Below are 12,986 nucleotides of genomic sequence, written 5' to 3'. Positions count from 1 at the left end.
CGCCTCCGCTCCGTTCACAGGAGTCCCACGGCCGTGTCGACCGCGCCCGCCACGTCCCCGTCGGCGGGGTAGAGCAGCGACCGCCCGACCACCAGGCCCTGGACGGTCGGCAGCCGCAGCGCGCCGCGCCACTTCTCGTAGGCCCCGTCCGGGTCTCCCCCGACCTCGCCGCCGAGGAGGACGGCGGGGAGGGTGGAGGCGCGCATCACCCGCTCCATGTCGCCGGGACGGTCGGTGACGGGGACCTTGAGCCAGGTGTACGCGGATGTGCCGCCCAGGCCGGAGGCGATGGCGATGGAGGTGGTGACGGCGGCGGCGCCCAGGTCGGTGCGGAGCCCGTCGGAGGTGCGGTGGCAGAGAAACGGCTCGATGAAGACCGGGAGCCGGAGCGCGGCCATCTCGTCCACCGCCCGCGCGGCGGTGTGCAGGGTGTCCAGGGAGCCCGGGTCGTCGTGGTCGATCCTCAGCAGGAGCTTGCCCGCGTCGTAGCCGTGGCGGGCGAGGTCGGCGGGGCGGTGGCCGGTGAAGCGGTCGTCCAGCTCGAAGGCGGCTCCCGCGAGTCCACCGCGGTTCATGGAGCCGAGGACGACCTTGCCCTCCAGCGCGCCGAGGAGCAGCAGGTCCTCCAGGACGTCGGCTCCGGCGAGGACCCCGTCGACGCCGGGGCGGGCGAGGGCGAGGCAGAGGCGCTCCAGCAGGTCGAAGCGGTCGGCCATGGCCAGGTCGTCGTCGCCGACGGCGAGGGCGCCGCGTGCCGGGTGGTCCGCCGCGATGATCATCAGGCGGCCGGTGGGGCCCACGAGGGGACGTCTGCGGCGGCGGGCGGCGGCCTCCGCGACGGCCTCGGGGCGGTGGGCGCGGAGCCGGACGAGATCGGCGACGCCGGCTGCCGCGGGCGGGGTCACGGGGTGGTTCCCGCTGAGGCGCCGACCGCCCCTGCGGCGAGGGCCTGTTCGACCTCGTGCGAGAACGGCATCGCGGACGAACAGGCGAGGCGGGAGGCGACGATGGCCCCGGCCGCGTTGGCGTAGCGCATGACGTACTCCGTGTCCCAGCCGTTCAGGAGCCCGTGGCAGAGGGCGCCGCCGAAGGCGTCCCCGGCGCCCAGCCCGTTGACGACGTCGACGGGGAGGGGCGGGATCTCGGCGATGCTCCCGTCCTTGTGGGCGGCGAGGACGCCCGCCGGTCCCTGTTTGACGACGGCGAGTTCGGGGCCTGCGGCGAGGAGGGCGCGGGCGGCCGCGTGCGGTTCGCGTTCCCCCGTGGCGATCTCGCACTCGTCGAGGTTGCCGACGGCGACCGTGGCGTGGGCGAGCGCCTCGCGGTAGTGGGCCCGGGCGGCCTCTTCGTTCCCTTCGTGCCCGTCCCTTCCCTCGCCCCAGAACATGGGGCGCCAGTCGAGGTCGAAGACCGTGGTGCGGGAGGTCCGTGAGGGGCCGGAGGTACGCGAGGGGCTCGTGGCGCGTGCAGGGTCGGTGGCGCGTGCAGGGTCGGTGGGGCGTGCAGGGTCGGTGGTGTCGTGCGACGCCGCGGCAGCGCTGCGGGCCCGGAGAGCGGTGAGGGTCGCGGTGCGGCTGGGTTCGGCGCAGAGTCCGGTGCCGGTCATCCAGAAGACCCGTGCGGCCCGCACCGCTTCCAGGTCGAGTTCCTCGGCGTGGATCTCCAGATCGGGGGCCTTGGGCTGCCTGTAGAAGTAGAGCGGGAAGTGGTCGGGCGGGAAGATCTCGCAGAAGGTGACCGGGGTCGGGTACGCGGCGACGGCGCTCACCCAGCGGTCGTCCACCCCGAACTCCTCCAGCGCCTGGTGGAGGTAGTCACCGAAGCCGTCCCTGCCGGTCCGGGTGATCACAGCCGTGCGCCGTCCCAGCCGGGCGGCGGCCACCGCCACGTTGGACGGCGAGCCGCCGAGGAACTTCCCGAAGGTCTCGACCTGGGCCAGCGGCACACCGGTCTGCAGAGGGTAGATGTCCACCCCGATACGCCCCATGGTGATCACGTCGTACGGCTCAGGCATACGCATCCCTTCGACCCGGTGCTCCGGCCCGGCACGTCGTCCCGGGGGTCGGCCACGGCCGGACGGCCGCTCCCAGGTCTAGCTCCCACCCGAAACCCTGTCAACACTTTGTCCGGACATTCGGACGAACTCTTGACACTCCTTCTGACGGGCTGGAGGGTGGGCGATATGACCTCCTCCGTACCTTCTCCGACCCGCATCCGCATCGGTTCGGCACCCGATTCGTGGGGCGTGTGGTTCCCCGACGATCCGCAGCAGGTGCCCTGGGAGCGATTCCTCGACGAGGTCTCCGAGGCGGGCTACGAGTGGATCGAGCTCGGCCCCCACGGCTATCTGCCGACCGACCCCGCCCGGCTCGCCGACGAGACCGCCCGACGGAACCTCGCCGTCTCCGCGGGCACCGTCTTCACCGGATTGCACCACGGCCCCTCCGTCTGGGACCGGACATGGGAGCATGTCGCGGACATCGCGGCACTCACCCGGGCGATGGGCGCCGGGCACCTAGTGGTCATCCCGTCGTTCTGGCGGGACGACAGGACGGGCGAGATGCTGGAGGACCGCACGCTCACCGCGGCCCAGTGGCGCGATCTCACCACCCAGACGGAGCGCCTGGCCCGCGAGGTGCGGGACCGGTACGGACTCCGGATCGTGGTGCACCCGCACGCGGACACGCACATCGACACCGAGGAGAACGTCGACCGCTTTCTCGACGCCACCGACCCGGACCTCGTCTCCCTCTGCCTCGACACCGGGCACTACGCGTACTGCGGCGGGGACAGTGTGAAGCTCATCAGGACCTACGGGGAACGGATCGGCTATCTGCACCTCAAGCAGGTCGACCCGGTGGTGCTCGCCGATGTCGTGGAGAACGAGGTGCCGTTCGGTCCGGCCGTCGCACGCGGCGTGATGTGCGAGCCGCCGGGCGGTGTGCCCGCGCTGGAACCCGTACTGGATGCCGCGCGCGCCCTGGGCACCGACCTCTTCGCCATCGTGGAGCAGGACATGTATCCGTGCCCGCCCGACAAGCCGCTGCCCATCGCACGCCGCACCCGCGAGTTCCTCCGCATCTGCGGACCCGCGCGCCCATCCTCCTGAGCCTCCCCGATCCCCTGACTCACTTCCGCCCCAGCCGTCACCCCTCCGTCACGTATGTCCGCGTTCCGCTGAGTCTGTGTCACGGGCTCGCGACGCCCCCTGCCCGGCCCGGGGACCTCTCGTTCACCGGACAGAGGCGCACGGACGTACAGAGAGGTGTCATTCATGGCGGACCGAACACTCTGGTCGTACAAGGACATTGCAGCGCACATCGGCGTGCAGCCGGACACGATCCGGTCGTACCGCAAGCACGGGCTCCTTCCCCCTCCTGACGACGTCCGGAACGGGAAGCCCCACTGGTACGTGGACACCGTCCTCGCGTGGATCGCGTCCAGGCCCAGCAACCGGGGCCGTTGATCCCCAAGGCCCCCCGGGCTCAGGCCTCCTTCGCCGGTTCGATGACGGTGACGCCTGCTCCGGGCGCGGTGCCCATCGCGGCGAGGGCCGCCGGGGCGGCGTCCAGGCCGATGGTCGAGGTCACCAGCAGATCGGGGCGCAGGGCGCCCGACCGGACCATGTCCATCATCGGCGGGTAGGCGTGGGCAGCCATGCCGTGGCTTCCGAGGATCTCCAGCTCCAGTCCGATCACGCGCGCCATCGGCACGACCGGGTCACCGGCCGCCGGCGGCAACAGCCCGACCTGGACATGGCGGCCCTGCCACCGCAGGCTCCGCACCGAGGCGGCGCAGGTGACCGGGGAGCCCAGCGCGTCGAGCGACAGATGCGCCCCTCCGCCGGTCAGCTCGCGTACGGCCTCGTCCGCGCCGGCGGGGTGTTCGGAGGCGTCCACGCACGCGGTCGCACCGAACGCCCGGGCCAGCTCCAGAGCCTGACGCGAGACGTCCACGGCGACGACCTGGGCTCCGCAGGCCACCGCGATCATGACGGCCGACAGCCCGACCCCGCCGCAGCCGTGCACGGCGACCCACTCGCCCGGAGCCACCCGCCCCTGTCCCACCACGGCACGGAACGCCGTGGCGAAGCGACATCCGAGTCCGGCCGCCGTGGCGGACGACAGCCCGTCGGGGACCGCGACCAGATTGACGTCGGCCTGATCCAGTGCCACGTACTCGGCGAAGGAGCCCCAGTGGGTGAAGCCCGGCTGGGTCTGCACTTCACAGACCTGCTGGGCTCCGGCCGCGCAGGCGTCACACCGGCCGCAGGCGCAGACGAACGGCACGGTGACGCGGTCGCCGGCGCGCCAGTTGTCCACGCCGGAGCCCACCTCCTCGACCACTCCCGCGAGTTCGTGCCCGGGTACGTGCGGGAGGGTGATGCCGGGGTCGTGACCCATCCAGCCGTGCCAGTCGCTCCGGCACAGCCCGGTGGCCTCGACCCTCACCACGACTCCCCCGGCCGAGGTGGCGGGGTCCGGGACCTCCCGGACCCGGGCCTCCTGCCCGAACTCCTCGAACACCACTGCCCGCATCCGTCCCGCCTTCCGTGATCCGGCTCGCGCCGTCCGGCCGCCATCCGGCCCCTTGACCCGACACCGCCGTCGGACGCCCTGGCCCGGCACCTCGGCCTACGGCCCCTCGGTCCGGAGAATCTACGCCCCGGCAGCGACCCTGTCCCGCTCCTGGTCGCCGGCCTCGGGTATCGCCTCGGCGTCCCGTCCTCCCGCCGGTGCCGGTTCCCCCTCGCTCAGTCCGAACCGCTGGTGGAAGGCGCGAAGGGGTGCGGGAGCCCACCAGGTGACCCGGCCCATCAGCTTCATCACGGCCGGCACCAGCAGGCTGCGCACCACCATGGCGTCCATCAGCACAGCCAGGGCGATCCCGAGCCCCAGCATCTTCGTGTTGGTCACCCGCGAGGTGCCGATGGCCACCATCACCACCGCCAGGATGACCGCCGCCGCAGTGATCAGCCCGCCGGTGCGGCGCAGCCCGAAGGTCACCGAGTGCGCGTGGTCACCGGTCCGGTCGTACTCCTCCTTGATCCGGGAGAGCAGGAACACCCCGTAGTCCATGGAGAGACCGAAGGCGACGCAGAACATCAGTACGGGCAGGGTCGTCTCGATGTCACCGGTGCTGGTGAAGGAGAGGACCCCGGACAGGTTGCCGTCCTGGAAGACCCAGACCACCGCTCCGAACATCGCCGTCAGGCTGAGTGCGTTGAGGACGACCGCCTGGAGCGGTATCAGAACGCTGCCGGTCAACAGGAAGACGAGCAGCAGCGTCACCACGACGATGATCCCCACCGCCCAGGGCAGCCGGTCGGCTATGGCCTCCTTCGAGTCGACCAGGACGGCCGCGGCTCCGGTGACCGAGGTGTCGAAGGGAGCCGGCTCGGCCCGCAGCTCCCGGACCAGATCCTGTGCGCCCTGCCCGACGGCCTCTCCTTCGGGCAGGACCTCGTAGTACGCGGCACCGTCCCCCATGACGGGGCCCTCGACACGGCGCACTCCGGGCAGCGCCGCGATCCGTTCCCGGAAGTCGGCGTACCGGCCGGTGGTCGCCACCCCTTGCGCGAGCACTTCGAGTCCGCCGCCGGGACTGCCGGGGAAGCCTTCCCGTATGTGCTCCTGGACGACGCGGGACTCCGCCGTGGCCGGCAGTTGCCGGTCGTCCGCCGTACCGAACTTCACCCCGAGGAAGGGAAGCCCGAGGAGCACGAGCCCGACCGAGGTGACGACGGCGAACACAGGGGCCCTGCGCATCACGAGCGCCGAGAGGCGGGCCCACCCTCTGCCCGAGCCCTCGGCCGGCGCAGCTTCGGACCCCGTGCCGGAGCCCGCTGTCCCGCGACGGCGCAGCAGCCGGCGCAGATCCAGCGAATTCACCCGGTGACCGAGCAGCATCAGCGCGGCCGGCAGCAGGACCAGGGCAGCGGCGGCGGCCAGCAGCACCACCGCGATGCCCGCGTAGGCGAAGGACCTCAGGAAGTACTGGGGGAACACCATCATCGCGGCCAGGGAGACCGCCACCGTCAGAGCGGAGAAGAGCACGGTGCGCCCCGCCGTGCGCAGGGTCGTGCCGATCGCCACGCTGGTCTCCGCCCCGGCGGCGAGCTCCTCCCGGAACCGGCGCACGATGAAGAGGGCGTAGTCGATGGCGAGTCCGAGGCCCAGCGCGGTGGTGAGATTCTGGGCGAAGACCGAGACATCGGTGAACTCGGTGATGCCGCGCAGCACCGCGTTGGTGCCGAGGATCGCGACGATTCCGACGGCGAGGGGCAGCAGAGCGGCGATGGCGCTGCCGAAGACCATGACCAGCAGCACCAGGGTCACCGGCAGGGCGATGAGCTCGGCCCGCAGGAGGTCCTCCTGGATGATGCTCTGCATCTCGTGCTGTACGGCGACGGGGCCCCCGACGGAGACCTCCACCGGGCCGTGGACGCCCCCGTAGACGGGAGCTATCCGGTCGAGGACGTCTCCCGCCCCCTTCTCGTCGCCTCCGATCCGGGCGGCGACGATCGCCTCGTGCCCGTCCGCGGAACGGAGGGCGGGGGACTTCGTCTGCCAGTACGAACCGACGCCGGTGATCCCGGGCTCGGCCGACAGCCGCTCGACGAGCCGGGACGCCTCGGCGGCCACCGCGGGGTCGTCGACCGGGGCACTGCCGCTGTCGACGAGGAGGAGGAGATTGGGCTGCGAGTCGGGGAACTCCCGCTCCAGCGTCCGGGTCGTGTACGTCGACTCGGCATCGGGCGCCTCCCAGCCGCCGCTGCCCATCCGGTCCGCCACTCCACTGCCCGCGAACACGGCGAGTGCGGTGACCACCAAGGCGGCCAGCAGGGCCAGCCGTGGGCGCGCGGTGACGAAGCGGGTCCACCCCCCAACGCTCCCAGCGCTGCTGAATTCGGACATGGTGCGGTGCCCCTCCACCGGGACCCGGGCAGCACAAGGCAGCATGGGTCGGCCATTGCCACGTACACTCGGCAAACACGAGTACTCGCTCGCGTTTCATCAGAATGCGAGCGACCTCTCGCATTTGTCAACCGCGTCTTGAGAGCTGGGGATGGACCGTGCCGGAGGGCAGAGCGGAAGAGGCCGCCACAACCGCACAGAGCGGCCGCGCGGAGGAGAGCCCGGAGACGGGTAGCGGTGCAGCCGGCAGGCCGCGCCGCCGGCAGGCGCGCGGCGAGGCCCGCATCGCCCAGCTGCTCGAAGCCGCCGCCGACGTCTTCAGCGCCAGCGGGTACAACGCCGCCAGCACCAACGCCATCGCCCGCGAGGCGGGCGTCTCACCAGGGACGCTCTACCAGTTCTTCCCCAACAAGGAAGCGATCGCCATCGAGCTCGGCGAACGCCTCATGAAGCGCTGGCGGGAGACCTACGGCGCCGCGTTCGTCGTCAGCCACGTCGAACTGCCGCTCGACAGGATGCTGGACGCGGTACTCGACCCACTGATCGCCTTCAACTGCGAGAACCCGGCCTTCGCCGTCCTCACCCACGGGTCCGAGATCCCCGGCGTGATCTCCCGCGAGCACGACGCCGTGCACGCCACCATGCTCACCCGGACCGAGCAGCTCCTGCGCGCCTTCCTGCCGGAGCTGCCGCCGGACCGGGCGACCCGCACCGCCGAGATGTCCTTCGTCCTCTTCAAGGCCGGCCTGGACCTGATCATGGAGCGCGAGGGTGCCGAACGGGAGGCGTACATCCGCGAGTTGAAGACCGTGATCCACCGCTACCTGGAGCCCCTGGTGTGCGACACGCCCGACGGGGCACCCGCCAGGAGGATCGATACCCCCTAGGGGTATACTCGTCCGTACGGACAGGCGCACCGGGCACCACGGCGCCCCTCGCGCCGCATCCGTCGCACCTACACGCGCCTGCGAAGAGGAGAACGCCATGACCGCCGAAACCGACACCCCCCGGACCGCCGGCTCCTGCTGCTCGTCCACCGGTTCCCGCACCGACGCGGCGACCGACGTCCAGGTCGGCGGCGTCACCACGGTGTACGAGGTCAAGGGCATGACCTGCGGTCACTGCGAGGGTGCTGTCTCCGAGGAGATCTCCGGGCTCGAAGGGGTGACCTCGGTGAAGGCGGAGGCCGCCACCGGCCGGGTGACCGTCGCCTCCGCGGCGCCGCTGACCGACGAAGCCGTACGCGCCGCCGTCGACGAGGCGGGCTACGAGCTCGTCGGCCGCGCCTGACCCGGACGCCCCAGGACGGGCGGCGCCGACGCCGGCGACGCCCCCGCAGCACCACCCGGCACGCACCCGCACCAGCGGCGTGAGCACCACGAGGCCCGCGCCACCGGCGCGAGGCCACACCAGCGGGAGTGAAGGCCGCACCACCGCGGGGAGGGCGCACACGGCCGGGCCGAGGCCCGCCACCGGTGCGCACTCCCGCGCGCCAGGAGGCCGCCCGGCCGCGACAGCCCCCGCACGGGTTCCCGACAGCCCGCACGGCCGGTGCCCGCCCACGTCGGGCCGACGTCCCACGTCGCGCCGGTCCCTCACCGGAGAAGCGGATACTGGTGGGGAACGGCCCGACTGCTCGATCCTGGAGTCCGCACACATGGCCAGCACCACGGCAGCCGAGGCCCCGGCGACGGAGGCCTCCGACGCCGAGCTCACGATCGGCGGGATGACCTGCGCCTCGTGCGCGGCCCGCGTCGAGAAGAAGCTCAACCGGATGGACGGGGTCACCGCCACCGTCAACTACGCGATCGAGAAGGCCCGCGTCTCCTACGGATCCGGAACCACGCTCGAGGACCTCGTCGCCACCGTCGAGAAGACCGGCTACACGGCCACGCCCGTCGCCCGCCCCGCACCCGCGGCGCCCTCCCGGCCCTCCGAGGACGACCGCCCCCCGCTCGCCACCCCCGCGGGCCGGGACGGCGACACCGGCGGCCTCCGCGAGGCGGACAGCGAGGGCTGGGCGGACGGCGAGGACGAGGCCGACGACCCCCGCGACGCGGCCGACCGCACGGCCGGCGAGGCCCTCGCCGCCCTCCGGCAGCGCCTCCTGGTCTCGGCGGTGCTCGCCGTGCCGGTGGTCCTGATGGCCATGGTCCCCGCCCTCCAGTTCGACAACTGGCAGTGGCTCTCCCTCACCCTCGCCTCCCCCGTCGTCGTCTGGGGCGGGCTGCCCTTCCACCGGGCCGCGTGGAAGAACCTGCGGCACGGCGCCGCGACGATGGACACCCTGGTCTCCATCGGGACGCTGGCGGCCTTCTGCTGGTCGGTGTGGGCCCTGTTCCTCGGCGACGCGGGCGCCCCCGGGATGCGGCACGGCTTCGAGGTGACCGCCTCCCGGTCAGCCCCCGCATCCGCCATCTACCTGGAGGTGGCGGCCGGGGTGATCATCTTCATCCTGCTCGGCCGGTACCTGGAGGCCAAGGCGAAGCGGAAGGCCGGCTCCGCCCTGCGCGCGCTGCTCCACCTCGGTGCGCGGGACGTCACGGTCCTCCGTCCGGGAGCGGGACAGAGCACCGGATCCTCGGCGTCACCCCAGGGGGCGGCGGAGTCCGTGGAGGTACGCGTCCCCGTCGGCCGGCTCGTCGTCGGCGACCGTTTCGTCGTGCGGCCCGGCGAGAAGATCGCCACCGACGGCACCGTCCTCGACGGCCGCTCGGCCGTCGACACCTCCATGCTCACCGGGGAGTCCCTCCCGGTGGACGTGGCCCCGGGCGACACCGTCACGGGGGCCACCCTCAACGTGTCAGGACGGCTGGTCGTCGAGGCGACCCGGGTGGGCTCCGACACCCAGCTGGCCCGGATCGCCGCGCTCGTCGAGGACGCCCAGAACGGCAAGGCCGCCGCCCAGCGCCTCGCGGACCGGGTCTCCGCGGTCTTCGTCCCCGTGGTGCTGCTGATCGCCCTGGGGACGCTGGTCGCCCAGCTGTTCGCCACCGACGACGTCACGGCCTCGTTCACCGCCGCCGTGGCCGTGCTGATCATCGCCTGCCCCTGCGCCCTGGGCCTCGCCACGCCCACCGCCCTCATGGCCGGCACCGGGCGCGGTGCCCAGCTCGGCATCCTCATCAAGGGCCCCGAAGTCCTGGAGACGGCGCGGAGGATCGACACGGTGGTCCTCGACAAGACCGGCACGGTCACCACCGGCCGTATGACGCTCGGGCGCGTCCACACCCTGCCCGGCACCGCCGAGTCCGACGTTCTCCGCCTCGCAGGCGCCCTCGAACACGCCTCGGCGCATCCCGTGGCCCGGGCGGTCGCCGCCGGAGCGGCCGCCCGCACGGGCACGCCACTGCCCACACCGGTGGACTTCACCGACGTCCCCGGCCTCGGGGTGCGCGGCACGGTGGAGGGGCACCACGTGGTGGCCGGCAGGCCTCAGCTCCTCACCGGCGACGGCATCACCCTCCCGCCCTCCCTGGCCGACGCGCTGGCCGAGGCGGCGGACGGGGGCCGTACGACGGTCGTCGTGGCCTGGGACGGCGAGGCCAGGGGTGTGCTGGAGGTGGCCGACACGGTGAAGGAGACCAGCGCGGAGGCGGTCTCGGAGCTCCGCGCGCTGGGCCTGGACCCGATTCTCCTGACCGGCGACAACCGGGCGGCGGCCGACGCCGTGGCTCACGCGGTGGGCATCGAAGAGGTCCACGCGGAGGTCCTGCCGGAGACCAAGGCCGAGGTCGTGCGGCGCCTCCAGGCCGAGGGGCGGTCCGTCGCCATGGTCGGCGACGGCGTCAACGACGCGGCGGCGCTGGCGGTGGCCGATCTCGGCCTGGCGATGGGCACCGGGACCGACGCGGCGATCGAAGCGGGCGACCTCACGCTGGTTCGTGGAGATCTCACGGTTGTGGCTGACGCCATCCGCCTGTCGAGGCGTACTCTGTCCACCATCAGAAGCAACCTCTTCTGGGCCTTCGGCTACAACGTGGCCGCACTGCCTTTGGCTGCGTTCGGGCTGCTCAGCCCCATGATCGCGGGTGCGGCGATGGCGTTCTCGTCGGTCTTCGTCGTGACGAACAGCCTGAGGTTGCGCTCCTTCACATAATTTCCACAAAGAGACTTAGATCACACCGATTTGAGGGTAACCATCTGATGAGTTGGTGAGTCTAAGAGTGCGATGCCAAGGATGTCTTGGGGGACGTCCGATGGAGTGTCTTGGGGGACGCTCCTGGCAGGTGTCGGCCGGGGCACGTGCACCGGGGAGCTTTGAGCGGCCCTCCCGTGCGTACGTACCCCGGCAGCCGCACAGCAGGACCGAACTGAATACGCACCACCTGAAAAACAACGGGAGTTCAGGCTCCCTTCAGACGCCCGGCCGGATCCCGTGGGGGGAATCCGCTCCGGGATATGGGAAACGCCCTGTCCGTCGACCCGTGGGGGGATCGACGGCGGGGCGTTTCTCTTGTGCCACGAACGCGTCATGAGTGCGCCCGGGGCTACGGTTCCGCAGAGCGGGCGCAGGGCAGGCGCCGGAGCGCCCGGAGTGCCCCACGCACCCTGAACGCCGAATCGCCCCGGACACCGCGCTCTGGCTGTACGAGCGCGGTACGCGGGGCGAAGGATGCCCGGCCGGATCGGCCGGGGTGCAGCAAGCGGCGCTAAGGGCTTCAGCGGCCCTCGACCGGGACGAAGTCGCGCAGGACCTCGCCGGTGTAGATCTGGCGCGGGCGGCCGATGCGCGATCCCGGCTCCTTGATCATCTCGTGCCACTGGGCGATCCAGCCGGGGAGGCGGCCGAGCGCGAACAGCACGGTGAACATCTCGGTCGGGAAGCCCATGGCGCGGTAGATCAGACCCGTGTAGAAGTCCACGTTGGGGTAGAGGTTGCGCGAGACGAAGTACTCGTCGCTGAGCGCGTGCTCCTCCAGCTTGAGCGCGATGTCGAGCAGTTCGTCGGACTTGCCGAGCGAGGACAGCACATCGTGGGCGGCAGCCTTGATGATCTTTGCGCGCGGGTCGAAGGACTTGTACACCCGGTGGCCGAAGCCCATCAGGCGGACGCCGTCCTCCTTGTTCTTCACCTTCTGGATGAAGGAGTCGACGTCGCCGCCGTTGGCCTGGATGCCCTCGAGCATCTCCAGGACCGACTGGTTGGCGCCGCCGTGCAGCGGGCCCCACAGGGCCGAGATGCCGGCGGAGATCGAGGCGAACATGTTCGCCTGCGAGGAGCCGACCAGACGCACGGTGGAGGTCGAACAGTTCTGCTCGTGGTCCGCGTGCAGAATGAGCAGCTTCTCGAGCGCCGAGACGACGACCGGGTCCGGCACGTACTCCTGAGCCGGGACGGAGAACGTCATGCGCAGGAAGTTCTCGACGTAGCCGAGGTCGTTGCGCGGGTAGACGAACGGGTGACCGATCGACTTCTTGTACGCGTACGCCGCGATCGTCGGGAGCTTGGCCAGCAGCCGGATCGTCGAGAGGTGACGCTGCTCCTCGTCGAACGGGTTGTGGCTGTCCTGGTAGAACGTCGACAGGGCGCTGACGACCGAGGACAGCATGGCCATCGGGTGCGCGTCGCGCGGGAAGCCGTCGAAGAAGCGCTTGACGTCCTCGTGCAGCAGCGTGTGCTGGGTGATCTCGTTCTTGAAGGCCGACAGCTCGTCGACCTTGGGAAGGTCACCGTTGATCAGCGTGTACGCGACCTCGAGGAACGTCGAGCTCTCGGCGAGCTGCTCGATCGGGTAGCCGCGGTACCGCAGGATGCCCTGCTCGCCGTCGAGGTAGGTGATGGCGGATTTATACGCGGCCGTGTTGCCGTATCCGCTGTCCAGCGTGACCAGGCCCGTATTGGCCCGGAGCTTCCCGATATCGAAGCCCTTGTCGCCGACGGTGCTGTCGATCACCGGGTAGGTGTACTCGTCATCGCCGTACCGCAGTACTACAGCGTTGTTGGTGTGCTCGCTCACGTCATCCCTCACCGACGTAGTGCCTCTTCTTCGAGGTGCCCTGACTGTTCTCCACCCTCCCCCATTTGGCTCAGGAGAGTGCACTCGGGGTCGTCCATTGGACCTACTG

Annotated in this window: 10 protein-coding genes; 5 read left to right on the top strand and 5 right to left on the bottom strand. The window is 71.3% G+C overall.

Going from position 1 to position 12,986, the window contains the following annotated elements:
• Nucleotides 1-14: 14 nt before the first annotated feature.
• Nucleotides 15-905: a deoxyribose-phosphate aldolase gene (locus B9S57_RS11620; RefSeq protein ID WP_103515470.1), complete on the bottom strand. Its 891-nt coding sequence runs from the start codon at nucleotides 903-905 to the stop codon at nucleotides 15-17.
• A complete protein-coding gene (gene iolC, locus B9S57_RS11615) occupies nucleotides 902-2,014 on the bottom strand; it encodes a 5-dehydro-2-deoxygluconokinase (protein ID WP_103515469.1) in 1,113 nt (370 codons plus the stop codon). Before iolC ends, B9S57_RS11620 begins: the two co-directional genes overlap by 4 nt.
• 168 nt (nucleotides 2,015-2,182) lie before the next feature.
• Here iolC and B9S57_RS11610 point away from each other — a divergent pair, with 168 nt between their 5' ends.
• On the top strand, nucleotides 2,183-3,109 hold the full coding sequence (locus B9S57_RS11610; protein WP_103515468.1) for a sugar phosphate isomerase/epimerase: 927 nt from the start codon (nucleotides 2,183-2,185) through the stop codon (nucleotides 3,107-3,109).
• Between the two features lie 165 nt (nucleotides 3,110-3,274).
• Entirely contained in the window at nucleotides 3,275-3,466 is a 192-nt protein-coding gene (locus B9S57_RS11605; RefSeq protein WP_103515467.1) for an AlpA family transcriptional regulator, read from the top strand.
• A gap of 19 nt (nucleotides 3,467-3,485) precedes the next feature.
• On the opposite strand, the gene B9S57_RS11600 is transcribed toward B9S57_RS11605, so the two are convergent.
• Together B9S57_RS11600 and B9S57_RS11595 are read right to left on the bottom strand one after the other, a co-directional pair.
• Nucleotides 3,486-4,538, bottom strand: coding sequence for a zinc-dependent alcohol dehydrogenase family protein (locus tag B9S57_RS11600; protein ID WP_103515466.1), 1,053 nt, complete (start codon nucleotides 4,536-4,538; stop codon nucleotides 3,486-3,488).
• 120 nt (nucleotides 4,539-4,658) lie between these two features.
• Nucleotides 4,659-6,917, bottom strand: coding sequence for an MMPL family transporter (locus B9S57_RS11595; RefSeq protein WP_103515465.1), 2,259 nt, complete (start codon nucleotides 6,915-6,917; stop codon nucleotides 4,659-4,661).
• Nucleotides 6,918-7,075: 158 nt separating this feature from the next.
• On the opposite strand from B9S57_RS11595, the gene B9S57_RS11590 reads away from it, so the two are divergent.
• From B9S57_RS11590 to B9S57_RS11580, 3 genes are all read left to right on the top strand, one after another.
• On the top strand, nucleotides 7,076-7,804 hold the full coding sequence (locus tag B9S57_RS11590; protein WP_103515464.1) for a TetR/AcrR family transcriptional regulator: 729 nt from the start codon (nucleotides 7,076-7,078) through the stop codon (nucleotides 7,802-7,804).
• A 97-nt stretch (nucleotides 7,805-7,901) separates the two neighbouring features.
• Nucleotides 7,902-8,207: a heavy-metal-associated domain-containing protein gene (locus B9S57_RS11585; protein ID WP_103515463.1), complete on the top strand. Its 306-nt coding sequence runs from the start codon at nucleotides 7,902-7,904 to the stop codon at nucleotides 8,205-8,207.
• A 367-nt stretch (nucleotides 8,208-8,574) separates the two neighbouring features.
• Nucleotides 8,575-11,016 (top strand): cation-translocating P-type ATPase, encoded by a 2,442-nt coding sequence (locus B9S57_RS11580; RefSeq protein WP_103515462.1) that lies wholly within the window; start codon nucleotides 8,575-8,577, stop codon nucleotides 11,014-11,016.
• A gap of 562 nt (nucleotides 11,017-11,578) precedes the next feature.
• Here B9S57_RS11580 and B9S57_RS11575 read toward each other — a convergent pair.
• A complete protein-coding gene (locus B9S57_RS11575) occupies nucleotides 11,579-12,877 on the bottom strand; it encodes a citrate synthase (RefSeq protein ID WP_073746777.1) in 1,299 nt (432 codons plus the stop codon).
• Nucleotides 12,878-12,986: the final 109 nt, after the last annotated feature.

It is taken from the genome of Streptomyces sp. SM10, from assembly GCF_002910915.1.
Lineage (GTDB): Bacteria > Actinomycetota > Actinomycetes > Streptomycetales > Streptomycetaceae > Streptomyces.
The sequence above is the reverse complement of the archived record's forward strand: the minus strand, read 5'-3'. Positions and strand labels throughout refer to the sequence as shown.